Raw genomic sequence first — 23,449 nt, forward strand, 5'->3', positions numbered from 1 at the left:
TCATGCCGACACCTCTTTCAAAGGCGGGCAACGCATGGCCGAGCACGGTTCTCAATCCAGGGCAGCAGTCGCTCTTGCGTTTGTTTCCGGCTTTTTGATCGTCCGTTGCCTCTGGCGCGTGTTTATCCCGGGCATGGAATACGCCCTGCCACCCTGGCCCCTCGTCTCGGTCATCTCCGACATTCTGGTGATGATCGCGCTTTTCATAATAAAGCCGATGGTGCCGGCCGCCACGGCGGATTCACCGGCCCTTGTCCGGCACGCCACGACGCTGTTCATTGGTGGGATCATCGCAACGGCGATCATGGTCCTGATCAGGGTGTCCAGCGATCGTGGCTGGTGGACCGGGCATCTGATGTAGGGCGCACCCGTCTGCTCAGCCCGGGCAGCTTTGTCCACCTGACCGCCCCTCTTCACACCCAAAAGTCACCGCTTGCGGTCGCTTCGCCGGCGTGCGACGTCTGCTCCATACTCTTTTCGCATACCAAGGTACCTTTTCATGTCCGACAGCGTCATCATCCCGAAGGAGGCCGCGCCGCGGCTTTCCAGCCTGTTTTCCCGCGCCTATCTGTTCGGCACGCTGATGCTCGGCAGCGGGATCATGCTGCATGCGGTGGAGACGTATATTACGGCGACATTGATGCCCTCGATCGTGCGCGATATCGGCGGTCTTTCGCTGTTTGCCTGGGCGACGACGATCTATGTTGCGGCCTCCGTGCTCGGCTCGACCTTCGTCGCGGTCAGGCCGGAACGCGTGACGCTTAACCGTTGCTACGTGTTCGGCGCGGTGCTGTTCGGCATCGGCAGCCTCGTCTGCGCCATCGCGCCGACCATGGAGACGGTGCTGATCGGCCGGGCGATCCAGGGGCTTGGCGCGGGTTTTCTCGTGGCGCTCGGCTATGCCTTCATCCGTTTCGTCTATCCGGAGCCGCTGTGGAGCACGGCATCGACGCTCTATGCCGCCGTCTGGGGCATCGCGACCTTCCTCGGCCCGACGATCGGCGGCATCTTTGCGGCCGGCAGCGCCTGGCGCGAGGCCTTTGCGCTGCTCGTTCCGCTCTCGATCCTCATGGCATTTTCCGCACCGAAGCTGCTGCCGTCCGGCGAAGGCGAACGGGTGACGACAAAGACGCCCTTCCCGCAAATCGTGCTGCTGGTGGCGGCTGTCGTGCTGCTTTCCTTCGCAAGCTCCGTGACGGCACCGGTCCTGCGCGGCGCCCTGGCTGTAGCTGCCGTCGTCGGCATCCTCGTCACGATCACCATCGAGCGCCATGCGCAGGCCCGCCTGCTGCCGGCCGGCACGATCAGCCTCTCCTCGCCGCTTGCGCGCGTCTACCTCACCATGCTGCTGTTGCTGGTGACGATCTGCTCGGACGTCTACATCCCCTATTTCCTTCAGGTGCTGCACGCCGTGACGCCGCTCGTTTCCGGCTATCTCGTAGCGCTGCTGGCGCTCGGCTGGACGGCGGCGGCCTTCACCACGGCAAGCCTCAAGGGCCGGCGTGCCAACCAGGTCATCCTTGTCGGCGCGGCGATCGAGGCGGTGGCGACGGCGCTGCTCGTCATCACGCTCGCCCGGTACAATCCGCAAAGCAATGTCCTGTTGCTGGCCATCGCCACCGTCTTCATCTTCCTGATGGGCTTTGGCATCGGCATGGGCTGGGCCCATCTCGTCACGCATGTGCTGCATCTCGCGCCTGCCGGCGAGACGGACAAGGCCTCGGCGGCGATCACCACCATGCAGGCGCTCGGTTCGGCCTTCGGCGCAGCGCTCGCGGGCATCATCGTCAATACCACAGGGCTCGTCGAACCGGGCGGCACCGAGGGGGCGCTGACGGCGGCGCGCTGGCTCTACTCGCTGCTTGCGCTGCCGGCGGCACTGGCCATCCTGCTGACGCTCAAACTCCCCGTCGGCAAAACGGCAGCGTCGCATTGAGGATTTGTTAACGGCTTCCGGCGGTCTCGATTGCGACGCCGCCGCCTTCTGCCACAAAGGGCACCTGTCGTCGGGCGTGTCTCGGTGATTCTGTCGTGGGAAGGGATGCCGTCGGTGAGACGCAGCAACAGGCAGAGACTGCCGGGTGAAAGCGGCATGGCGCAGAATGAGGCGATCCTGCCGCTCACGCTGATCCGCGACCGGGCCACGACCGACCTCATCCTCTCCGGCCTCGATGCCTCCGGCGTCGCCTTCGCGCTGTTTTCGCCGGAAGACGAGCTTTGTTATGGATCCGCGGCGTTCAAGGCGCTGTTCGACGTGCGGCCCGGCGTGCGCACCTTCGCCGAGATCATGCGCAACTGCCACATGAGCAGCACCGGCCCGAAGGTCAACACGCCGATCGAGGATTTTCTCGACATGGCGCGCAAGAAACGGCGCAGCAGGCCGCAGCGCACCTTCGAGATCGACACCAGCGACGACCGCTGGTTCCTGGTGAACGAGACGCTCCTGCCCGGCGGCTGGCTGTGGCACGTCTTCACCGACATCACCATGCTGAAGTCGAACGAACAGGTGTTGCAGCTTGCCCGCGACGCCGCCCAGCGTGCGGCCGACACGGACCCTCTCACCGGCCTGCTCAACCGCCGTGCCGGCATGGAGCGGCTCGCGGCGGAAATGCGCAGTGCCGCGCGCGACGGCACGCCGCTGTCGCTTGCCCTGATCGACCTCGACCATTTCAAGTCGGTCAACGACCGTTACGGCCACAGCAAAGGCGACCAGGTGCTCCAGCATTTTGCGGCGGCCGGGCACCAGCAACTGCGCGGCGGCGATATCTTTGCCCGCATCGGCGGCGAGGAGTTCATGGTGCTGATGCCGGGAACGGGCATCGAGGAAGCGGTGAATGCCACCGAGCGGCTGCGGCGCCACCTCGCCCGCGAGGAGAACCGCGCGGATCTCAACTGCGCCTACACCATGTCGGCCGGTGTTGCGGAATATTGTGGCACGGCGGCGGAGGATCTTTTCGAGCGGGCCGACCGGGCGCTTTACTGCGCCAAACGTCACGGCCGCGACCGCATCGAGCGGGCGGACTGAGGACTTCAGTCGAAGGTCAGCATGATCTTCCCGATATGATCGCCATGCTCCATCATGCGGTGGCCGGCGGCGGCTTCGGTGTAGGGCATGACCGCGTGGATGACCGGCGCGATGCGCCCCTCCTCCAGCAGCGGCCAGACTTTCTCCAGCAACTCGTCGCGGATCGCCTGCTTTTCCGTCGCGGTGCGCGGCCGCATAGCGGAGCCCATGAGATGCAGGCGCTTTTGCAGGATGGGCGCGAGGCTGACCTTTTCGGCAAAGGTGCCGCCGAGAAAGGCGATGATCGACAGGCGTCCGTCGCGGGCGAGTGATTTCAGGTTCCGCTCGAAATAGGCGGCACCGATCATGTCGAGGATGACGTCGACGCCCGCCTTGCCGGTCTCCTCGGCGATGACGGTGCAGAAATCCTCGCTGCGGTAGTTGATGGTGCGGCTGGCCCCGAGGCCGAGGCAGGCATCGCATTTCTCCGCCGTGCCGGCCGTGGCGAAGACGCGCGAGCCAAAGGCGCTGGCGAGCTGGATCGCCGTGGTGCCGATGCCGCTCGACCCGCCGTGGATCAGCACGCTTTCGCCGGACTTCAGGCCCGCCATCATGAAGAGATTGGCCCAGACGGTGAAAAAGGTCTCCGGCAGCGCCGCCGCCTTCACGGCATCATAGCCCTTGGGAACTGGCAGCGCCTGCGTCGCGGGCACCACGCAATATTGCGCATAGCCGCCGCCATTCGCCAGCGCGCAGACCTTGTCGCCAAGCGCGTAGCCCGTGACGTCGTCGCCGATTTCCACCACCTCGCCGGCAATCTCCAGGCCGAGGATGGGGCTGGCATCCGGCGGCGGCGGGTAGTCGCCCTTGCGCTGCAGCACGTCCGGCCGGTTGATGCCGGCCGCTTCGACGCGCACCAGGAGTTCTCCGCTGCGGGGATGCGGCGTCCTGCCCTCGGTGACCACCAGATTGTCCGGGCCACCGTGCTCGCTGAGCCCGACATAGGACATGGACGATGGAACTGTCATGGATATGGCCTCCCGGGCGCATGTGGACGCGCAATCTCTTTCGATGATTCTAGCCTAAAGCGCGAACCATTTGAATCGGTTCCGACCACGTCTGCGACATTTGCAGCCATGCAAAAGCCGCCCCCTTTTTGCCGCAAACCGCTGAAATTCCGCCCGTTTCAGGACAGCCAGAATTAAATCTTGTTAATTTGAAAACGGATTTTTCCGGGCCTAGCTTTCATTCCGAAGCCGGGGAGCGCCGGCGGTCATCCCCCAGACCGCGACGCGACGTCTCCCGGACGGCTTCCAGAGCCCCGCCCGGGGCCAATCTAGGACGACACAGATGCGTGTTCTTCTTTCCAATCTTGCCATCGTCACCGTTCTCACCACACCGGCTTTCGCGCTGGCTGCGCAGACGGCGACCGGGACGGTCAAGGATTACAACAAGGCGTCGATGTCTCTGACGCTCAATGACGGCACCACCTTCCAGCTTCCCAAGGGTTTCCACGATCCCGGACTGAAGGCTGGCGAGAAGGTGTCCGTCTCCTTCGACATGTCCGGCAAGAACCACGAGGCGAAGACCGTAAAAATCCTTCGCTGACGTGGCTGGGGGCGGGTTTCGACGAGCCCGCCTCTTTGACTAGAGCGCAACCGCAAGCTGCGCTTCGGCGGATGTCGAGGACAGCACGAGCCCCCCGTCGCTTCCCTTGGCATCCGCCTTCAAGGCGGCGATCCGGCTGCTGATCTGCCCCGCCTCGCCGATCACCTCGCCTTCCGGCACGACCAGCACCACCGCCGAGCAGCGCATCAGCGGAAACGCCATGGTATGGCCAGCGCGGTCGCGGCCGCGGATTTCCCCGGCAAGCTGGTCTTCCGGCGAATAGAGCAAGCGCACCTCGCGGCTGAAATCGCCGAGCAGGCGCTCCAGGATATCGCGCACGGCCGCGACCGGACGACCGGACACGCCGGCAAAAAAATCATCCCCACCGACGTGACCGATGAAGACATCCTCACCGATGAACTCGCGCCGCATCAGCGAGGCGAAGAGCGAAAGGGCAAGGTCACCTTTCTGGAAGCCGTAGTGATCGTTGAACGGCTTGAAATTGTCGAAGTCGAAATAACACAGGCAGCGTAGCTGGTCGCCATCGAGCGCCTTGTCCTGCAGGTAGTCGCGGATCGAGCGGTTGCCGGGAAGGCCGGTCAGCGGGTTCTGGTCTTCCGCCGTCTTCAGCCGTTTTTCGTTGATGATCTTCAGGAGCGACGAGGCGGAGAGAATGCCGGCATAACGCAGGTTCTCCGTCAGGATCACGCATTCATTGCCGCCCATGCCGGTAAAGACGTCGAGCAACTGTTCGGCCGGCGTGTCGAGATCGGCGATCGGCGCGGTCGTGACGAAATGCGACAGGGTCTTCTGGTAGAGCTTGTTCTTCAGGAGGTCGCGGCCGAACGGGTGATAGCTCAGCTCCTTCACATGGTATTCGTGCAGGATGCCGCGCGGCTCGTCATTGGCGTTGAGCACCGGAAAGAAGGTGCGTTTGGGATCGCGGCGGAAGAACTCGAAGACCGATTCCAGGCTCTCGTTTTCGCGCAGCACCGCGACCTGCTCGATCTCGCGACGGATGAGGATGCTGTCGAGCGTGCGGGAATTGCGGCGAATGCCGCCGGCGCGGGCGACCTGCGGATAGACCGGGCTCAGGGTGGAAAAATCGGTGACGGGCCGGGAAACGAACCAGCCCTGCACGAGGTCGCAGCCCGCCTCGCGGCAGGCGACGAACTCCGCCTCGCTCTCCACGCCCTCCGCGATGACGCGGATGCCGAGCACATGGGCGGCGTTGACCGTGTTGCGCACCAGATGGCGTTTTCGCGCATCGGCCTCCATGCCGGAGATGAAATGGCGATCGATCTTGAGATAATCGACCTGGTGATCACAGAGCAGTTTCAAGCCGTTATGGCCGACACCGAAATCGTCGATGGCAAGCTTGAAGCCGGCAAGACGCAGCTTGCGCACCAGGATGGCGAAGTCCGGCAGCGTATCATTGTCGAAGCGCTCGGAAATCTCGAAGCAGATCGACGAGGCCGGAATGCCGGCGCGGCTCAGATGGCCGGCGAGCCGCTCGACGAGGTCGGCGCCTTCCGGGACCAGGCGGGAATCGAGGTTGATGAACAGCGTGCGCGAGCGGAAATCCGGCAGTGCGGCGAAGGCGGCGATGGCGCGGGAGTTGACCATGTGCTCCAGCGCCAGAAGCTGGCCCGCCTCGTGCGCCCGGTCGATCAGGTCGAGCGGCGAGCGGAAGCCGAGGCGGTCAAAACCGCGCATCAGCGATTCGTAGCCGAAGACCGCGCCGGTGGCCGTCTCGACGATCGGCTGAAAGGCCGTTTCGATCACCAGCTTGGCGAGGGTGACGATCTCGCCATCTCCAAAACGGCGAAGGGCCAGCAATTCGGCGGCGGACATAGGGAACTCCGGGGCGTGAACGTTGCCGCGAAGTCTCTCCCGCCAGCCCTGAAAAAACCGTTTCCGTACTGTGACAGTTCGATGAAACTTCAATGACTACAAAGAGTTGAAAAAGAAACGCCTCATATAGGCAAAGCCAGCAGCAGGGCGCCGCCGCCAATCATCATCACCGCCAGCCAGTGAGCCGTCGAAAGCTGCTCGCCGAGAAACAGAACGGCGAAGACCGCGACGAGCACGACGCTGAGCTTGTCGACCGGTGCGACCTGCGCGGCCTTGCCGATCTGCAAGGCGCGAAAATAGCAGAGCCAGGACGCGCCGGTCGCCAAACCTGAGAGAACGAGGAAAATCCAGCTCCGGGCCGGCACGGAACCCGGTGCCTGCCAGTTGCCGGCAAGCGTCAGCATCAGGGCCAGCGCCAGCAGGATCACCACGGTGCGCACGAAGGTCGCGAAGTCGGAATTGACCTCGGCGATGCCGATCTTGGCGAAGATTGCCGTCAGCGCCGCGAAGACGGCGGAGCCGAGCGCCCAGACCTGCCAGGACGCCAAAAGCGTTTTCACACTGCACCTCCTGCGAGCATAAGCCGCGACAATGCAAGCCCGGCCGCGACGGCGGCCAGCGAAAAGATAACCGAGGCACCGACATAAAGGGCGGCAAGTCCGACCTCGCCGCGCTCCCAGAGCAGCGCCGCATCGAGCGAAAAGGCGGAGAAGGTGGTGAATCCGCCGAGGATGCCGGTCGTCAGGAAAAGCCGTGCTTCCTGCGGCAGGTGCCCGCGAAAGGCGAAGAAACCGGCGACCAGCCCCATCAGCAGGCAGCCGAGAATGTTGATGACGAGCGTGCCGACGGGAAAGGCCGGGCCGAACAGCCGCATGGCCAACACGTTCACACCATGGCGACCGGCACCGCCGATGCCGGCGCCGAGAAAGACGATCAGGTAGCTCATGTCCGCCGTCTACTTGCGCAGTGCCAGGCCAAAAGCGATCAGCGCCCAGCCCTGCATGGCGAGATCGAAGGCGAGGAACAGGCCGAGCAGCCACAAACTATTGACCGGCCAGCCGATAAGGAACACCACGCCGGCGAGCGTGGTGACGATGCCGCCCGCCATCAGCCAGCCCCAGCCCTTTTCCGGCCGGACGCGCCAGGCGGCAAAGATGCGGAAGACACCGGCGACGAGCAGTGCGGCGGCCATCAGCAGGGTGAGCACGGCCGATGTCAGAACCGGATTGACGAAGGCCAGCACGCCGGCGGCGAGATAGAGCAGCGCGCTCAGCGCCCAGGCGATGGTCTCCCGCCATGCCTTGACCTGGAAGGCATGCGCCAGATGCACCGCGCCGCCGACGATCATCAGCATGCCGACATAATAGACCGAGGCGACCGTCGCGATGAACAGGTTGGTCGCGGCGATACCGCCGAAGACGAGCAGGACAACACCCAGGGCGACGAACCAGCCCCATTTGGCGCGAACTTCCGAGAGAGGGTTCATTCCGGGAGTAAAGACCATGACGGACCTCGAAAATTGAATGAAAACAGGGTGACGCTAACACGAAAACTATCGCCTTCGCGACATCCGATTGCATTGCGCCAGGTCAAAGATTTTTATTGATTGATCACTCAATTAAAAATACGCTGAGCAAAGAGTGAGGGAACGACATGCCGAAGGTTGGAATGGAGCCGGTGCGCCGCAAGGCGCTGGTGGACGCGACGCTACGGGCGGTCGGCGACCGCGGCTCGCTGACCGTCACCATGTCGGAGATCGCCCGCCATGCCGGCGTCTCCCCCGCGCTCGCCCACCACTATTTCGGCTCGAAAGAGCAACTCGTCATCGAGACGATCCGTAGCCTGTTGCGCCAGTTGCGCGCCGATGCGGTTGCGGCCCTCAAGGCAGCCACGACGCCGCGCGACCGCTTGTCGGCGGTCATCCGCGTCAATTTCCAGGCACATCAATATGCGCCGGAGACGGTGGCCGCCTGGCTTGCCTTCTATTCGGAGGCGCAACGCTCCGAGGAAGTGCGCCGCCTGCTCGTCGTCTATGCGCGGCGGCTGAATTCCAACCTGTTGTCGAGCCTCAAGCAGCTCTGCCCGGCCGGCGCCGCGTCGGACATCGCCGACGGTGCCGCCGCGATGATCGACGGGCTGTATTTGCGGCAGGGCTTGAAGTCCGCACCCGTCAGCATCGAGTCATCGATCGCGCTGACGGAAGGATATGTGCAGGCGCAGCTTGCTGCTGTCGCGGGATCGCGCACGCCCGACGCTGCAAAGCAACCGCCTGCCTGAACGGAAAGATAGAACTGCCAAACGCCAAGTCTGCATTCGCGCCAAGGACCAGCCCGTGACCGCCAGCAAGCCGAATATTCTGATCATCATGGTCGACCAGCTCAACGGAAAACTCTTTCCGGATGGCCCGGCGGACTGGCTGCATGCGCCGCACATGAAGGCGCTCGCTGCGCGCTCGGCGCGCTTCCGCAACAACTACACCTCCTCGCCGCTCTGTGCGCCGGCCCGCGCTTCCTTCATGGCCGGGCAATTGCCGAGCCGCACGCGGGTCTATGACAATGCGGCGGAATACGTCTCCTCCATCCCGACCTTCGCGCATCACCTGCGCCGCGCCGGCTATTACACGGCGCTGTCCGGGAAAATGCATTTTGTCGGGCCGGACCAGTTGCATGGTTTCGAGGAGCGGCTGACGACGGACATCTATCCCGCCGACTTCGGCTGGACGCCGGACTACCGCAAGCCGGGCGAGCGCATTGACTGGTGGTACCACAATATGGGGTCGGTGACGGGCGCCGGCGTGGCCGAGATCACCAACCAGATGGAATATGACGACGAGGTCGCCTTCCTCGCCAACCAGAAGCTCTACCAGCTGTCACGCGACAATGACGACATCTACCGCCGCCCCTGGTGCCTCACGGTTTCCTTCACCCACCCGCACGACCCCTATGTGGCGCGCAAGAAGTTCTGGGACCTCTACGAGGACTGCGAGCACCTGATGCCGGAGGTCAGCATGCTGGACGAACAGGATCCGCATTCCGCGCGCATCCTGCATTCCTGCGACTATGCCAGCTTCGCCATCAGCGGCGAGGACGTGCGCCGCTCTCGGCAGGCCTATTTCGCCAACATCTCCTATCTCGACGAGAAGGTCGGCGAACTCGTCGATACGCTGACGCGCACGCGCATGCTGGACGAGACGCTGATCCTGTTCTGCTCGGACCATGGCGACATGCTCGGCGAGCGCGGCCTGTGGTTCAAGATGAACTTTTTCGAGGGCTCGGCCCGCGTGCCGTTGATGATATCAGGCCCCGGCGTCACCCCCGGCCTGCACCTCGCCCCCTCCTCCAATCTCGACGTGACGCCGACGCTGTGCGACCTCGCCGGCATCTCGATGGAAGACGTCATGCCGTGGACGGATGGCGAGAGCCTGCTGCCGGTCATCAACGGCGCGGAGCGTATTTCGCCGGTGCTGATGGAATATGCGGCCGAGGCCTCCTATGCGCCGATCGTCGGCATTCGCGAGGGCAAGTGGAAATACATCCACTGCGAACTCGACCCGGAGCAGCTCTACGACCTCGATGCCGACCCGCTGGAGCTGACCAACCTCGCAACCTCCGGGGATTCAGTCATCAAGGCGACGCTGGAGGCCTTTAGACAAATGCGCGAGGCGCGCTGGGACATGGCCCAATTCGACGCCGCCGTGCGCGAAAGCCAGGCGCGGCGCTGGGTGGTCTATGAGGCGCTGCGCAACGGTGCCTATTATCCTTGGGACCACCAGCCGCTGCAGAAGGCTTCCGAACGCTACATGCGCAACCACATGAACCTCGACAATCTCGAGGAATCCAAACGCTACCCGCGGGGAGAATAAGATGAGAGCCCAACCCAAAGCCTCGCATTTCATCGATGGCGAATATGTCGAAGACACAGCCGGCACACCCTTCGAGAGCGTCTACCCCGCCACCGGCGAGGTAATCGCCCGCCTGCATGCGGCAACACCTGATATCGTCGAGAAGGCCATCGCATCGGCCAAGCACGCGCAGAAGGAGTGGGCGGCGATGAGCCCGACGGCGCGCGGGCGTATCCTCAAGCGCGCGGCGGACATCATGCGTGAGCGCAACCGCGAGCTTTCGGAACTCGAAACACTCGACACCGGCAAGCCGATCCAGGAGACGATCATTGCCGACCCGACCTCGGGTGCCGATGCCTTCGAATTCTTCGGTGGCATCGCGGCCGCCGGCCTCAACGGCGACTACATCCCGCTCGGCCAGGATTTCGCCTTCACCAAGCGCGTACCGCTCGGCGTCTGCGTCGGCATCGGCGCCTGGAACTATCCGCAGCAGATCGCCTGCTGGAAGGGTGCGCCAGCCCTCATCTGCGGCAATGCCATGGTGTTCAAGCCGTCGGAAAACACACCGCTCGGTGCGTTGAAGATCGCCGAGATTCTCGTCGAGGCCGGCCTGCCGAAGGGGCTCTACAACGTCATCCAGGGGGACCGGACGACCGGGCCGCTGCTCGTCAACCATCCGGATGTCGCCAAGGTCTCGCTGACCGGCTCCGTGCCGACGGGCAAGAAGGTGGCGGGCGCTGCCGCTTCCGATCTCAAGCATGTCACGATGGAACTCGGCGGCAAATCGCCGCTCATCGTCTTCGACGACGCCGACCTCGAAAGCTCCATCGGCGGCGCCATGCTCGGCAATTTCTACTCGACCGGCCAGGTCTGCTCGAACGGCACCCGCGTCTTCGTGCAGAAGGGCATCAGGGACAGGTTCCTCACCCGCCTCAAGGCGCGCACGGAAAAGATCCTGATCGGCGATCCGCTCGATGACGCGACGCAGCTTGGCCCGATGGTTTCAAAAGCCCAGCGCGACAAGGTCATGGACTATATCGAGAAGGGCAAGGCCGAGGGCGCGGCGCTCATCACCGGCGGCGGCATTCCGAACGACGTTTCAGGCGATGGTTTTTACATCCAGCCGACGGTCTTTGCCGATGTCACCGACGACATGACCATCGCCCGCGAAGAAATCTTCGGCCCGGTCATGTGCGTGCTCGATTTCGACCACGAGGACGAGGTGATCGCCCGCGGCAACGCCACGGAATTCGGCCTCTCCGGGGGCGTCTTCACATCGGATATCACCCGCGCCCACCGCGTCGTCGACCAACTCGAGGCCGGTACGCTGTGGATCAACACCTACAACCTCGCCCCCGTGGAAATCCCCTTCGGCGGCTCCAAACAATCCGGTTTCGGGCGTGAAAATTCGCTTGCCGCGCTGGAGCATTATTCGGAGCTGAAGACGGTCTACGTGTCCATGGGCAAGGTCGAGGCGCCGTATTGAGGTAGGTTTCATCCCCCTCATCCGCCCTTCGGGCACCTTCTCCCCGCTGGGGAGAAGGGGAAACGAAGCGGCGCGGCATACCCTTCTCCCCTCGTGGGGAGAAGGTGGCGGCAGCCGGATGAGGGGGCTTGCCGAGGCGGAAATTCAAGGGGCAGCATCATGCAGAACGCAGACTACATCATCATCGGCTCCGGCTCGGCCGGCTCGGCGATTGCCTATCGGTTGTCGGAAGACGGCAAGCATTCTGTCATGGTGCTGGAATATGGCGGGTCGGATATCGGGCCGTTCATCCAGATGCCGGCGGCGCTTGCCTGGCCGATGAGCATGAAGCGTTATAACTGGGGCTATCTCTCCGAGCCCGAACCGCACCTCAACAACCGGCGCATCACCGCGCCGCGCGGCAAGGTGATCGGCGGGTCATCGTCGATCAACGGGCTCGTCTATGTGCGCGGGCACGCAGAGGACTTCAACCGCTGGGAGGCGCTTGGCGCGCAGGGCTGGGCCTATGCGGATGTGCTGCCCTATTACAAGCGCATGGAGACCTCGCATGGCGGGGAAGCGGGCTGGCGTGGCACGGACGGGCCGCTGCATGTGCGGCGCGGCCCCGTGACCAATCCGCTCTTCCACGCCTTCCTCCAGGCCGGCAAGCAGGCGGGTTTCGAACTGACGGACGACTACAACGGTTCCAAGCAGGAAGGCTTCGGCCTGATGGAGCAGACGATCCACAACGGCCGGCGCTGGTCGGCGGCCAATGCCTATCTGAGGCCGGCCATGAAGCGGCCGAACGTCTCGCTGGTGCATTGCTTCGCGCGCAAGATCGTCATCGAAAACGGCCGGGCGGTCGGCGTTGAGATCGAGCGCAACGGTGTCGTCGAGGTGGTGAAGGCCAACAAGGAAGTCATCGTATCGGCCTCCTCCTTCAACTCGCCGAAGCTGCTGATGCTGTCCGGCATCGGCCCGGCCGCGCATCTGAAGGAGATGGGGATCGACGTGAAGGTCGACCGGCCGGGCGTCGGCGCCAATCTGCAGGATCATATGGAATTCTACTTCCAGCAGGTCTCCACCAAGCCGGTGTCGCTCTATTCCTGGCTGCCGTGGTTCTGGCAGGGCGTGGCGGGCGCGCAATGGCTGCTCTCCAAGGGTGGGCTCGGCGCCTCCAACCAGTTCGAGGCCTGCGCCTTCCTGCGTTCGGCGCCCGGCGTCAGACAGCCGGACATCCAGTATCACTTCCTGCCCGTCGCCATTTCCTATGACGGCAAGGCGGCGGCCAAAAGCCATGGTTTCCAGGCCCATGTCGGCTACAACCTGTCGAAGTCGCGCGGCAGCGTGACGCTGCGCTCCGCCGATCCTGCCGCTGATCCGTTGATCCGCTTCAATTACATGAGCCATGAGGAAGACTGGATCAAGTTCCGCCACTGCGTGCGCCTCACCCGCGAAATCTTCGGCCAGCAGGCCTTCGATGAGTTCCGCGGGCCAGAAATCCAGCCGGGCGCCGGCATCGAGACGGACGACGAGATCGACGCCTTCCTGCGCGAGCACCTGGAAAGCGCCTATCACCCCTGCGGCACCTGCCGCATGGGAGCCGCGGGCGATCCGATGGCGGTGGTCGATCCGCAGACCCGCGTCATCGGCGTGGATGGCCTGCGGGTTGCCGACAGCTCGATCTTCCCACATGTGACCTACGGCAACCTCAACGCGCCGTCGATCATGACCGGCGAGAAGGCCGCCGACCACATCCTGGGCAGGCAACCGCTCGCACGCTCCAACCAGGAGCCGTGGACGAACCCGCGGGCCGCATTGAGCGATCGGTAAAATTTCGGAACCATAATGGTTGCAAGGGGTTGAGGCGGGCAACTGCCTCGAAGGAAACCCCATGACCACCTACAAGAAGGTCTCTCACCACGCCATCAGCAAGGAGACCGACCTCGTCGTCACCGTGATCCACGGTGTCACCGGCCCCTGCGCCTTCATCACCGACCCGGCGCTGGCACGCGACACCATCCCCCTTCCCGTCGAGGAGGCGCTCATCAGCGCCCAGCAGTTGATCCGGGAAGGTGTCACCCCGCGAGACCTCGTCATCGTCGACGAAGATGGCCTTTGGGACACGCACTGGGGCAGGCTCGTGCCACATCCTGAGCGCAGCACGGCCTAGAGGTTTCCAGCAAAAAAGAAGCCGGGCTTTCGCCCGGCTCCAGAAGCGTCCGCAGGTGTGGACAGCTTAAACGAAGAGGAAGTCGCTGGTATGCAGGTCGGCCTTCGCGATGCCCTCGAGGGTGATCGTGTCGGCACCGTACTTGATGACCAGATCGCCCGCCCGTGTCTCCGTGGCGTGGCTGAGAACGTCAGCGAAGTTCTTCAGGACGGCCTTGTTGAGTTGAATGACATCCAGGCCGGCCTTGCCAGCTTCGAAGTCCGTGATCCGGTCGGAACCCTGGCCCGACTTGATGATGAAGGTATCTGCGCCAACGCCGCCGGAAAGGATGTCATTCCCCAGACCGCCGTCGAGCGTATCGTTGCCTGCACCGCCTTCCAGCCTGTCATTCCCGGCATCGCCATAGAGCTTGTCATTGCCAGCATAGCCGAAAAGGAAGTCATCGTCATTGCCGCCACGCAGCGTATCGATGCCGGCGCCGCCGTTCAACGTATCCTTGCCATCGCCACCGACGAGCGTGTCGTCGCCGGCGCCGCCATACAGCTTGTCGTTGCCCGCATCGCCATAGAGCTTGTCGTTGCCGGCGTCGCCATAAAGCACGTCGTTGCCATTGCCACCGCGCAACGTATCGTTGCCGCCATTGCCGTAGAGAGCGTCATTGCCGTTGCCGCCCGACAACGTATCGTCCTTGGCATAGCCGCTAAAGGAATCAGAACCGGTGCTACCGTTGAAGACGATCGAGTTGGCGTTCAAGATCTTCACAAGTCCAGCCGTTGCGCCTGCCACGGTCGACTTGCCGCCCATGATGTCGCTGAGGAGCTGGCCGCCAAGCGTCGTGTCGGTCACGCCGAGACCCGTGATCTTCACGTCGGATGTCATCTTGAACGTATTGGTCTTGCTGTCGAGCGCAATCGAACTGCCGAACTCCACCGTATTGAGCGAGCCGGTGACCTTATGCGTCATCATATTGTAGTTCCAAGCCGTCTTGCCCGACGTCAGAACCACACCATACTTGCTCGCGTCGTTCGAATAGTACTGCGTGCCGCTCATCGCCATCGGGTCCGAGCTGTTGAAGCCGCCATAGCCGGCGCGGGTGAAGGTCTTGTTGTAGTTTGCCAGGTAGGCGGCGAAGTTGATGCCCTTGCCGTCCTTGTTGGCGTCGTTTGCGCTGATTGTAATGGCCATCTGCCCAATCCTTCCCCTGTGAACCGCAGCTCACGCTTAAACTTGAATGCAATGCTCAGCTATTAAATCTGATTTTTTCTGTCAAGTTTTTTCGGCGGCTCGCGCGGAGTTTTTTGGGATGGCATCGGGCGGCAGGATTTCTGCCCAAACGGCAAGTTGGAGAGATATTTGCTCCCCATCCTTGCGCTTTGGAAATCGGTTTTGCTGTCCGCGACCGGACAAGACTGCGATAATTGAACCAATTCTCGCAAAGGCATGGAACGGAATGACTGCTCTTACCGGAAACGGGACCTCGCAGGCCCTCAATGACCAACTCGCCAGCCTCGGGCTTGCCGAGCGCCTGGCGCTCGTGGCCGAACTTGGCGGACGCGCCGTCTTTACCACAAGCCTCGGCATCGAGGACCAGGTCATCACCGCGGCGATCGGCACCGAGCGTCTGGCGATCGACGTCGTCACGCTGGAGACCGGCCGGCTCTTCAAGGAGACCGTCGATCTCATCGACGAGACCGAAAGCCAGTACGGCATGACCATCACCCGCTACGTGCCGGTGCAGGACGATATCGACGCCTATGCGGCGAAATATGGCCTCAACGGCTTCTATGAGAGTGTCGAAGCGCGCCACGCCTGTTGCAGCGTGCGCAAGCTGAAGCCGCTTGCGCGCGCACTCGAAGGGGCATCCTTCTGGATCACCGGCCTGCGCCGCGGCCAGTCCGGCAACCGTGCCGACACGCCGTTCGCGGAGTTCGATGCGGAGCGCAACCTCATCAAGATCAACCCGCTGGCCGACTGGGACATTGGCCGCATCAAGGCCTATGTTGCCGACCATGCCGTGCCGGTGAACCCGATGCATGCGCGGGGCTATCCTTCGATCGGCTGCGAACCCTGTACGCGGGCCATCAAGCCGGGCGAGCCAGAGCGCGCCGGCCGCTGGTGGTGGGAAAACGACGACAAGCGCGAATGCGGCTTGCATGTGCCCGAGGCGGCGCTGCCATCCCTCGAGTCGAGCGCCCTTTGATAATCCTTCGCCCTAACCAGGCACATCAATCCGGAGATTACCCTTTTATGTCCGATATCCGTCACGAAGCGGAAGCGAAGCAGAACGCACCGCACAAGCCACCGCTCGATCCGCATCTGAAGGCGCTGGAAAACGAAGCCATCCACATTTTCCGCGAGGTCGCCGCCGAGTTCGAACGGCCGGTGATGCTCTATTCGGTGGGCAAGGACTCCTCCGTCCTGCTGCACCTTGCGCGCAAGGCTTTCTATCCCGGCCGCGTGCCCTTCCCGTTGCTGCATGTCAACACGGGCTGGAAGTTCCGCGAAATGATCGCCTTCCGCGACAAGGTCGTCGCTGATTACGATCTCGACCTCATCGAATACGTCAATCCGCGCGGCGCGAGCGAGAACGTCACCCCGTTCACGCACGGTTCGTCGCGCTACACCGACATCATGAAGACAGAGGCACTGCGCAACGCGCTCGACGCCGGCAAGTATGATGCGGCCTTCGGCGGCGCACGCCGCGACGAGGAAGCCTCGCGCGCCAAGGAGCGCATCTACTCCTTCCGCACGCCGGACCACCGCTGGGACCCGCGCAACCAGCGCCCGGAACTGTGGAACGTCTATAACGGCATGATCCGTCAGGGCGAAAGCGTGCGCGCCTTCCCGCTCTCCAACTGGACCGAAGTCGATATCTGGCGCTACATCCAGGCCGAAGACATCCCGATCGTGCCGCTCTATTTCGCGGAAAAGCGCCCCTTCGTCGAGCGCGACGGCATGATGATCCTCGCCGAGGACCCGCGCCTCGAACTGCTGCCCGGCGAAGTCCGCCAGGAAGGCATCATCCGCTTCCGCACGCTCGGCTGCTTCCCGCTGACCGGCGCCATCCGGTCTGAAGCAACGACGCTCGACGACATCATCGCCGAGCTGGAGACCGCCACCGTCTCCGAACGTCAGGGCCGCGCGATTGACCGCGATCAGTCCGGCTCCATGGAAAAGAAGAAACGCGAAGGGTATTTCTGAGATGACCGTTTCCGCCACTGCAATCGCCGAAGTGCTTCCGCTGGAAGAACCGGCACGCGCGATCCGCGATTCCCGCCCGCTTCGCCTCATCACCTGCGGCTCGGTCGACGACGGCAAGTCGACGCTGATCGGCCGCCTGCTCTGGGACACCAAGGCCGTCAAGGAAGACCAGGCCGCGACGCTCCAGCGCGACAGTTCCGGCAAGCAGAACGATCTCGGCCTGCCCGACTTCGCGCTGCTGCTCGACGGCCTGCAGGCCGAGCGCGAACAGGGCATCACCATCGACGTCGCCTACCGCTACTTCTCGACGGACCGTCGCTCGTTCATCGTCGCCGATACGCCCGGCCACGAGCAGTATACCCGCAACATGGCGACCGGCGCTTCGACGGCAGACCTCGCCGTGCTGCTGGTCGATGCGCGCGCCGGCATTCTCGAACAGACCCGCCGCCATGCGACCATCGCCTCGCTGATGGGCATCCGGCAGTTCGTGCTCGCCGTCAACAAGATCGACCTGACGGATTACGACCGCGCCCGCTTCGAGCAGATCACGCACGAGTTCAAGGAATTCGCGCTGACGCTTGGCGTCAAGCAGATCACGGCGATCCCGATGTCGGCGCTGAAGGGCGAAAACGTCGTCTATGACGGCCGCGCCGCCATGCCCTGGTATGAAGGCCCCACACTCGTCGAGACGCTGGAAAAGGCCACGACCCGCTCCAACCAGACGGTTGGCTTCCGCCTGCCGGTGCAGCGTGTATCGCGTCCGGGCGAAAGCTTTCGCGGCTATCAGGGCACGGTTGCCGGCGGTTCGGTAAAGCCGGGCGACTCGGTCGTCATCCTGCCCTCCGGCATGGTCGCCAACGTCACCAAGATCGTCACCTTCGACCTCGTGCGCAACGCCGCCGTCGCGGGCGATGCCATCACGCTGGTGCTCGACCGTCAGGTGGACGTGTCACGCGGCGACATGATCGTCGCGATCGACAGCCAGCCGATGACCGGCCGCGGCTTCGACGCGCAGCTCGTCGCCCTCCAGGCGGAAGGCATCGAGCCGGGCAAGCGCTACTGGCTGAAGAGCGGTTCACGCCGCCAGCGCGTCAGCATCGACCCGATCAGCCAGCTCGACCTGAAGACCTCGAAGTGGAATGCGGCCGACAGGCTCGGCATGAACGCCATCGGCAAGGTGCATCTCACCTTCGACGAGCAGGCGATCTTCGACACCTACGAGCAGAACCGCACGACCGGCGCCTTCATCCTGATCGATCCGGACACCAACAACACGGTGGCCGGCGGCATGATCACCGGTCGCCGCTCGGAACTCGGCGGCATCCACAAGGACGACCAGCGCGTGCTCTTGTCGCTGCCGGCCGATCTCGCCGAAAAGCTCATGGCGACCGAACTGTTCGCCAACCGCCGCCAGGACGTGGAGGTGCGCCACACCAGCGCCGGCCGCGCCGCGGAGATCCTTGCCGATCTCGACGAGTAGTCGGCGACGGGGGCCCTCGCCAGGGTGGAGGAGTATGGGAACGGATTTCCCCTTTTGCGGCGCCCGATGGGCGCCGCAATCGTTTTGGCCGGCGACCCAACTGCGTATGCTATGCGATATCGCTGTCTAGCCCCACGGCAACTCCTGTGGGCTGCGGCCTCGCCATTTTCCCTTCTCCCCCTGGGGGAGAAGGGAATGGGGTTGACGGCTTCCCTCCACAGGCGGGTTTCATCAGATCGCTTCGCTTCCTTTGAATCACGAAATCGCTCTATCTCTTTGTGTCTGCGCAATTTCCGACGCAAAACCACTCCGTACCTTCGCCGAAACTGCTCTGGCCAATTGCCCCCGGCGTCACGCTATCCCTGGCATCGCTCCGCCATCGTCCACCACCACGGCCGCAGGTGGGGCGATGCCGAGCCGCGTCTTCAGGTCGGCCAGCAGCCGGGCGATGTCGTCCGGGCGTGGCGCGGACGGTTTTTTCGGATCCGGTTCGGCAAGCGCGCGCCAGGCTGCATGAAAACCGAGGGCCCGATAGGCCTCCATCTGCTCTTCGGAAAAGAACTGGTCGCCGGTGGTCTCGTGCGGGAAGGCTGGGAAGCGGCGCTCGTAGTCGAGAACATAGTCCGGCTCGTCGCCCGTGGCGATCGCCTTGATGTAGAGCAGGACGCCCTTCTCGCCCGCGCCATAGTCGATTTCGCCGATCGCAAAATGGCAATCGTGGGCAGGCGACGCCTCCGGGATATATTGCTCGCGGCTTGCATTGCGGCTGAGGGCGGCGACGCGCACCGGCTGCCATTTGATATCGATGCGCACGCCGAGATCGATGCGCGCAAAACGCTCGGCATCGACAAGGGCACCGAAGGTCATCGCCGGATCGGCCTCGGCGTCAGCCACGATGATGACACGGCACTTGCGTTTCAGGAGCTGATAGAGACCGATATTGTCGATATGCCCGCCGTCGGTGAGATAGACCTTGGCCGCATCACCCGACAGCAGCCCGAAGGATTCCGCCACCAGATAGGCGCGGAAGAAATCGTACCAGCGCCGGTATTTCAGCCCAAGCCCTCCTTGGATGTTCTGCTGCGGCTGGGTCTCTATGAAGCGAGGATTGAGCATCCAGTAGCCGAGACGCAGGTTCAGCAGCGCCAGCGTAGGGCGTAGCAAACCAATCTGCACCCGCCCCATGCTGGACGATACCGCCGCGCCGGAAATCGCAACAGCCGTCGCCAGATCGAATTTTTGCGGCTTGTCCGGCAGTGAACTGGTAGGGACGTAGCCGGTCAGGTCGCTGCCGACAAAGTTGCGGGAGAAAAGGAAGAACTCCGCATTGCGCCCGCGCTTGGCCGGATCCGGCCTGCGAGGGTTCCGGCCAGTTTTCTTGGTGTCAACAATGCCGGCAGCCGATGCCCCGGGTTGCACATTCCTCTTCTGGTCAAGCTGAAAGATGGTGCGTTGCCGTGCATTCAAGGTCGTGTTGATCAGCAGATAGGGTGCTTTTTCCTCGTTGAGATCGGCAAGAGGAAGCGGTTTTGTGCGCTCAAGATCCGCCCCCAGCCGAAAGGCAACGCTGAGCCGCTCACGGTAGAGCCGGTGAAGGCCGTTGGCGTTCTCGGAAAAATTGATCGTCAGCATCAGCACGATCGCGGTTGCGAGCAGGTAGACCTCCACGAGGTCGTACCCCTTGCCATTCTGCCTGGTTACAATAGCGGCCGCGATCAGGAAGGCGATGGCCACGACGAGGCTGATAGCGCCCCTTGCAGTCTTGCGCTTGTTCGCAGCCATCAAGTCGAAAAAGACCCGCAGCGTGTCGCGCCCTTCCTTGCGCAGGACGAAGACGAAAAACTCCCAGAGAAGCAGCACACCGACCGCGACCCACAAGGTGCTGGCCAGGGAATCGTCCGCCAGAAAGCCCGGCCTAAGAGAGTAATGGCCTTTTGTCGTCCCGAACCAGTCCGCAATGCCCCACAGCGACAGCGCCAGATAAGCGGCGTAGATCAACAAGGGCACGATCAGGCCGGCAGCCATGAAAGCGCCTTTCGAGGCGACGGCCCGTAGCTTGACGGCGATGTTCGCATCCTTCAGCGCCTTCTGAATCCAGTCCACCAGCGTCGTCCGCAATCCGGCCGTCATCACGGCGAAGGCGCCGAGAACGGCCGCGATGGTGGGCACCGTGGTTTGGTGCACCGCGCTCCGGGTCAGATAGTCGTGCAGCAGCGCAAGGACCGGGCCTTGCGCCTCTGCCACAAAGGTGGCGATGGTGACCCCGATGAGCCTTGCGGACCATTTCGTGCCGCGTGAGCGGACCTCACGGTCGCTCATCTCCCCCTTGATGCCGTGCCGTTCCGGCAAGGATCGCCAGAGCCCCCAAAGCAGAAGATAGAGGAACGTCATGACCGCCAGGAGCAGCGTCGCGACGAAAGGAAACTCACACCAAGACGACGAAGCGCATGTCATGCTGCCGAAAGACAATGGTGGTGCAAGGACCTGGAAGAAAATGCTGCGCTGAAGGTCCTGCGTGACGGGATTGGCGATCACGGTGACCGCAGCGAGCGGCATGATCAGCGCAAGCACGAGAAAGGCATTGACGGCAATACCCCGCAGGATGATCGCCAACGAGGGCAATATGTCGGCCATACCGCGGGGAATGAGATAGCGGCTATGGTCCCTTATGTGGCTGACCGGCTCACTGTCACGCACATCGTCGCTGCTGGCTGGCGTCGTGGCGAGGTTGCCGCCCTGCTCATGCGCGTCGGTTGTCTTGGAAAACGGGAACTGCCCCTCGGTTCCGGCACGACTCATGGCGGCGACCATGCTGGCGCCGATATAGCCACCGCCGGATACCGTCGAAAGATAGTCGATGCGACGAATGAGGCCCCGCGCATTCAGCGCTTGCAGAACACCAAGGCAGAAACTCGCCGAGCGGATACCACCCCCGGAAAGAGCGACACCGAAGAGGTGTTCCGGGACCCCATATGTGTCCAGCTTCCCCTCACCGCTGCCCCAATCGCCGTTGCGGCGTTTCAGGATGATGTCGTATTCGGCCGCCTTGACGCCATCGAACTTGTTTTGATCCGACAGTTCATCGCTCACGCCCTGCATGATCGCCCCACTCCTTATCGCCCCTAGATTGCAAGAATACCGCATGAGAAGCGCGTTGAGTATAGGGAATTAAGGAATACCTAAAATCCGGGCGGCCAGCCGACAGGTGGCGACCTGGCGGTGGGGCATCTCCTCGCATGAGACGCAAAAAGGGGCCGTGTGACGGCCCCTTTCAGACATCGGTCATTCCAAATGCCACTCAGAAAAAGAAATACCAGAGCAGCAGCACGACGAAGAGCGGTACGCCCATCAGCCAAAGAATCAAAGCCCGAGCCATTGAAATTTCCTTTCGTTGCTTGTCGAAAAGGAGAATGTCGAGGCGGGTGATTTGTTCCATCAGCACGTCATGATGGAGGGCGCCGCGGCGCCCTCCATGCTTACAGGATGCGAGAACGCCAGTGGCCTAGCGCTCGCGAAACGCCTTGTTGAAGTAGTCGGCGAGCGGCTTTACCAAATATTCGAGCGGCGAGCGCTCCGCGGTCTGGATGAAGGTCTCGACCGGCATGCCGGGCATGACGTGTTTGTCGCCAAGCTTGACCATTTCGCCGGCATCCGGCTTGATTTCGGCCTTGTAGTAGGTCGCGCCGGTGCGCTGGTCGGCGAGCACGTCGGCGGCGACCTTCGTCACATGGCCGAAAATCTCCGGCGTGTTGCGATGGTCGAAGGCGCCGAAGCGGATATGCGCGACCTGGCCGACATGCACCTGGTCGATCTGCGTCGGCGAGATCTGCGTCGAGATGACGAGGTTCTGCTCCTGCGGGATGATGTAGAGTAGCGGATCGGCGGGGCGGATGACCGAGCGCAGCGCGTGGACCTGCATGCCGAGCACGATGCCGGACATGGGCGCGGTGATGTCCATGCGGCTCAGCGTCTCGAGCTTGGCGTTGCGGCGCTCCTTGAGCTCGGCTACCTTCGCCTCGATCTCGCGCAGCGTCGTCGTCGCCTCTTCGCGCACCGTCGAGTGGATGTTGAGGATGGCGATCTCGATTTCGGCGACACGGCCGGTATTTTCGGCGATATTGGAGCGGGCCTGGCTGATCGTGCCGCGGATTTCCGCTTCCTCGCGCTGAAGCGCCAGCACGCGGCTGGCATTGGTCAGCGACTGGGCGAGCAGCTTGTTCTGGGCGTCCAGCTCCTTGCCGATCAGCTTTAGCTGCGTTTCCAGCGCGGTGATGCGGCTTTCGAGACCCTCGTTTTGCTTGGCGATCTGCGCCTTCTTTTCGCGCAGCTGGCCGGCCTGCTTCTCGCGCGTTTCCGCGCGCGCCGCCATCAGCCGCTTCTGGCCGGTGACGATTTCGGCGGCTTCCGGATTGGTGGCCACGGCCTTCAGCAGGTCGGGATCGAAGCTGATCTCGCTCTTGTCGTCCTGTTCGGCTTGAAGCCGCGCCTCGGTGCCGAGCAGGCTGAAGAGCTGGCCCTCGATGACGGTCAGCTCGGAACGGTCGAACGTATCGTCGAGCCGCATCAGCACGTCGCCGGCCTTGACCGTATCGCCTTCCTTCATGCGGATTTCGCCGACGACGCCGCCCGTCAGGTGCTGCACGACCTGGCGGTTGCTGGCGACTTCGATGACGCCGGCGGAGACGACCGCGCCATTGATGCGCGTCAACGCCGCCCAGGCGCCCATGCCGCCGAGCAGCACGAAGACCGTCGCATAGCCGGCAATCGCGTAGCCGCTATTGGTCCACTTCTTTTCCATCTTACCCGTTTCGCGGTTCATTGGG

At 63.2% G+C, this 23,449-nt stretch carries 21 protein-coding genes; 12 read left to right on the plus strand and 9 right to left on the minus strand.

The window, feature by feature from the left end:
• Nucleotides 1–34 precede the first annotated feature (34 nt).
• The 3 genes from GR138_RS22350 (at nt 35) to GR138_RS30895 (ending at nt 3,025) form a co-directional block, all read left to right on the plus strand.
• Nucleotides 35–361 (plus strand): hypothetical protein, encoded by a 327-nt coding sequence (locus GR138_RS22350; RefSeq protein ID WP_160861481.1) that lies wholly within the window; start codon nt 35–37, stop codon nt 359–361.
• A gap of 138 nt (nt 362–499) precedes the next feature.
• Nucleotides 500–1,936: an MFS transporter gene (locus tag GR138_RS22355; protein ID WP_160861482.1), complete on the plus strand. Its 1,437-nt coding sequence runs from the start codon at nt 500–502 to the stop codon at nt 1,934–1,936.
• Between the two features lie 114 nt (nt 1,937–2,050).
• Nucleotides 2,051–3,025 (plus strand): diguanylate cyclase, encoded by a 975-nt coding sequence (locus GR138_RS30895; RefSeq protein ID WP_160861483.1) that lies wholly within the window; start codon nt 2,051–2,053, stop codon nt 3,023–3,025.
• Between the two features lie 5 nt (nt 3,026–3,030).
• On the opposite strand, the gene GR138_RS22365 is transcribed toward GR138_RS30895, so the two are convergent.
• On the minus strand, nt 3,031–4,032 hold the full coding sequence (locus GR138_RS22365) for an NAD(P)H-quinone oxidoreductase (protein WP_160861484.1): 1,002 nt from the start codon (nt 4,030–4,032) through the stop codon (nt 3,031–3,033).
• A 322-nt stretch (nt 4,033–4,354) separates the two neighbouring features.
• Here GR138_RS22365 and GR138_RS22370 point away from each other — a divergent pair, with 322 nt between their 5' ends.
• Entirely contained in the window at nt 4,355–4,612 is a 258-nt protein-coding gene (locus tag GR138_RS22370) for a DUF1344 domain-containing protein (protein WP_160861485.1), read from the plus strand.
• A 39-nt stretch (nt 4,613–4,651) separates the two neighbouring features.
• On the opposite strand, the gene GR138_RS22375 is transcribed toward GR138_RS22370, so the two are convergent.
• The 4 genes from GR138_RS22375 to GR138_RS22390 form a co-directional block, all read right to left on the minus strand.
• Nucleotides 4,652–6,466 (minus strand): bifunctional diguanylate cyclase/phosphodiesterase, encoded by a 1,815-nt coding sequence (locus GR138_RS22375; RefSeq protein WP_160861486.1) that lies wholly within the window; start codon nt 6,464–6,466, stop codon nt 4,652–4,654.
• A gap of 122 nt (nt 6,467–6,588) precedes the next feature.
• Entirely contained in the window at nt 6,589–7,026 is a 438-nt protein-coding gene (locus GR138_RS22380) for an EamA family transporter (RefSeq protein ID WP_160861487.1), read from the minus strand.
• Entirely contained in the window at nt 7,023–7,412 is a 390-nt protein-coding gene (gene crcB / locus GR138_RS22385) for a fluoride efflux transporter CrcB (RefSeq protein ID WP_160861488.1), read from the minus strand. Before crcB ends, GR138_RS22380 begins: the two co-directional genes overlap by 4 nt.
• A gap of 9 nt (nt 7,413–7,421) precedes the next feature.
• Complete coding sequence (locus GR138_RS22390) at nt 7,422–7,970, minus strand: HdeD family acid-resistance protein (protein WP_160861489.1); 549 nt, start codon at nt 7,968–7,970, stop codon at nt 7,422–7,424.
• Nucleotides 7,971–8,119: 149 nt separating this feature from the next.
• Here GR138_RS22390 and betI point away from each other — a divergent pair, with 149 nt between their 5' ends.
• The 5 genes from betI (at nt 8,120) to GR138_RS22415 (ending at nt 13,945) form a co-directional block, all read left to right on the plus strand.
• On the plus strand, nt 8,120–8,743 hold the full coding sequence (gene betI / locus GR138_RS22395; protein WP_160861490.1) for a transcriptional regulator BetI: 624 nt from the start codon (nt 8,120–8,122) through the stop codon (nt 8,741–8,743).
• A gap of 55 nt (nt 8,744–8,798) precedes the next feature.
• The gene (gene betC, locus GR138_RS22400) at nt 8,799–10,328 is read left to right on the plus strand and encodes a choline-sulfatase (protein ID WP_160861491.1); all 1,530 of its coding nucleotides are present in this window, start codon (nt 8,799–8,801) and stop codon (nt 10,326–10,328) included.
• Nucleotide 10,329: 1 nt separating this feature from the next.
• Nucleotides 10,330–11,793, plus strand: a complete 1,464-nt coding sequence (gene betB, locus GR138_RS22405) for a betaine-aldehyde dehydrogenase (protein WP_160861492.1) — start codon at nt 10,330–10,332, stop codon at nt 11,791–11,793.
• Nucleotides 11,794–11,952: 159 nt separating this feature from the next.
• Complete coding sequence (betA, locus tag GR138_RS22410; RefSeq protein ID WP_160861493.1) at nt 11,953–13,605, plus strand: choline dehydrogenase; 1,653 nt, start codon at nt 11,953–11,955, stop codon at nt 13,603–13,605.
• 61 nt (nt 13,606–13,666) lie between these two features.
• On the plus strand, nt 13,667–13,945 hold the full coding sequence (locus tag GR138_RS22415) for a hypothetical protein (protein ID WP_160861494.1): 279 nt from the start codon (nt 13,667–13,669) through the stop codon (nt 13,943–13,945).
• A gap of 66 nt (nt 13,946–14,011) precedes the next feature.
• Here the strand turns inward: GR138_RS22415 and GR138_RS22420 are convergent, their stop codons facing one another.
• A complete protein-coding gene (locus GR138_RS22420; protein WP_246200628.1) occupies nt 14,012–15,130 on the minus strand; it encodes a calcium-binding protein in 1,119 nt (372 codons plus the stop codon).
• A 265-nt stretch (nt 15,131–15,395) separates the two neighbouring features.
• Between GR138_RS22420 and GR138_RS22425 the strand changes: the two genes are divergently transcribed.
• The 3 genes from GR138_RS22425 to cysN are packed head-to-tail and all read left to right on the plus strand — an operon-like array spanning nt 15,396 to nt 18,626.
• On the plus strand, nt 15,396–16,145 hold the full coding sequence (locus tag GR138_RS22425; RefSeq protein WP_160861495.1) for a phosphoadenylyl-sulfate reductase: 750 nt from the start codon (nt 15,396–15,398) through the stop codon (nt 16,143–16,145).
• A gap of 47 nt (nt 16,146–16,192) precedes the next feature.
• Nucleotides 16,193–17,146 carry a sulfate adenylyltransferase subunit CysD gene (cysD, locus tag GR138_RS22430; protein ID WP_160861496.1) on the plus strand — a complete coding sequence of 318 codons (954 nt, stop codon included), beginning with the start codon at nt 16,193–16,195 and terminating at the stop codon, nt 17,144–17,146.
• A gap of 1 nt (nt 17,147) precedes the next feature.
• Nucleotides 17,148–18,626: a sulfate adenylyltransferase subunit CysN gene (gene cysN, locus GR138_RS22435; protein ID WP_160861497.1), complete on the plus strand. Its 1,479-nt coding sequence runs from the start codon at nt 17,148–17,150 to the stop codon at nt 18,624–18,626.
• Nucleotides 18,627–18,977: 351 nt separating this feature from the next.
• Here the strand turns inward: cysN and GR138_RS22440 are convergent, their stop codons facing one another.
• From GR138_RS22440 to GR138_RS22445, 3 genes are all read right to left on the minus strand, one after another.
• A complete protein-coding gene (locus GR138_RS22440; RefSeq protein ID WP_160861498.1) occupies nt 18,978–21,725 on the minus strand; it encodes a patatin-like phospholipase family protein in 2,748 nt (915 codons plus the stop codon).
• Between the two features lie 199 nt (nt 21,726–21,924).
• Nucleotides 21,925–22,062, minus strand: coding sequence for a hypothetical protein (locus GR138_RS30325; protein WP_202402779.1), 138 nt, complete (start codon nt 22,060–22,062; stop codon nt 21,925–21,927).
• Between the two features lie 66 nt (nt 22,063–22,128).
• The gene (locus GR138_RS22445) at nt 22,129–23,445 is read right to left on the minus strand and encodes an HlyD family type I secretion periplasmic adaptor subunit (RefSeq protein ID WP_202402780.1); all 1,317 of its coding nucleotides are present in this window, start codon (nt 23,443–23,445) and stop codon (nt 22,129–22,131) included.
• Nucleotides 23,446–23,449 lie beyond the last annotated feature (4 nt).

The sequence above is a fragment of the Shinella kummerowiae genome (assembly GCF_009827055.1).
GTDB classification, from domain to species: domain Bacteria; phylum Pseudomonadota; class Alphaproteobacteria; order Rhizobiales; family Rhizobiaceae; genus Shinella; species Shinella kummerowiae.

What these genes read in the sequence shown, in the direction of transcription:
- GR138_RS22350 (WP_160861481.1), top strand. Translation starts at nt 35, where the DNA reads ATGGCCGAGCACGGTTCTCAATCCAGGGCAGCAGTCGCTCTTGCGTTT.
- GR138_RS22355 (WP_160861482.1), top strand. Translation starts at nt 500, where the DNA reads ATGTCCGACAGCGTCATCATCCCGAAGGAGGCCGCGCCGCGGCTTTCC.
- GR138_RS22365 (WP_160861484.1), bottom strand. Translation starts at nt 4,032, where the DNA reads ATGACAGTTCCATCGTCCATGTCCTATGTCGGGCTCAGCGAGCACGGT.
- GR138_RS22370 (WP_160861485.1), top strand. Translation starts at nt 4,355, where the DNA reads ATGCGTGTTCTTCTTTCCAATCTTGCCATCGTCACCGTTCTCACCACA.
- GR138_RS22375 (WP_160861486.1), bottom strand. Translation starts at nt 6,466, where the DNA reads ATGTCCGCCGCCGAATTGCTGGCCCTTCGCCGTTTTGGAGATGGCGAG.
- crcB (WP_160861488.1), bottom strand. Translation starts at nt 7,412, where the DNA reads ATGAGCTACCTGATCGTCTTTCTCGGCGCCGGCATCGGCGGTGCCGGT.
- GR138_RS22390 (WP_160861489.1), bottom strand. Translation starts at nt 7,970, where the DNA reads ATGGTCTTTACTCCCGGAATGAACCCTCTCTCGGAAGTTCGCGCCAAA.
- betI (WP_160861490.1), top strand. Translation starts at nt 8,120, where the DNA reads ATGCCGAAGGTTGGAATGGAGCCGGTGCGCCGCAAGGCGCTGGTGGAC.
- betB (WP_160861492.1), top strand. Translation starts at nt 10,330, where the DNA reads ATGAGAGCCCAACCCAAAGCCTCGCATTTCATCGATGGCGAATATGTC.
- betA (WP_160861493.1), top strand. Translation starts at nt 11,953, where the DNA reads ATGCAGAACGCAGACTACATCATCATCGGCTCCGGCTCGGCCGGCTCG.
- GR138_RS22415 (WP_160861494.1), top strand. Translation starts at nt 13,667, where the DNA reads ATGACCACCTACAAGAAGGTCTCTCACCACGCCATCAGCAAGGAGACC.
- GR138_RS22420 (WP_246200628.1), bottom strand. Translation starts at nt 15,130, where the DNA reads ATGGCCATTACAATCAGCGCAAACGACGCCAACAAGGACGGCAAGGGC.
- GR138_RS22425 (WP_160861495.1), top strand. Translation starts at nt 15,396, where the DNA reads ATGACTGCTCTTACCGGAAACGGGACCTCGCAGGCCCTCAATGACCAA.
- cysD (WP_160861496.1), top strand. Translation starts at nt 16,193, where the DNA reads ATGTCCGATATCCGTCACGAAGCGGAAGCGAAGCAGAACGCACCGCAC.
- cysN (WP_160861497.1), top strand. Translation starts at nt 17,148, where the DNA reads ATGACCGTTTCCGCCACTGCAATCGCCGAAGTGCTTCCGCTGGAAGAA.
- GR138_RS22440 (WP_160861498.1), bottom strand. Translation starts at nt 21,725, where the DNA reads ATGCAGGGCGTGAGCGATGAACTGTCGGATCAAAACAAGTTCGATGGC.
- GR138_RS30325 (WP_202402779.1), bottom strand. Translation starts at nt 22,062, where the DNA reads ATGGAACAAATCACCCGCCTCGACATTCTCCTTTTCGACAAGCAACGA.
- GR138_RS22445 (WP_202402780.1), bottom strand. Translation starts at nt 23,445, where the DNA reads ATGAACCGCGAAACGGGTAAGATGGAAAAGAAGTGGACCAATAGCGGC.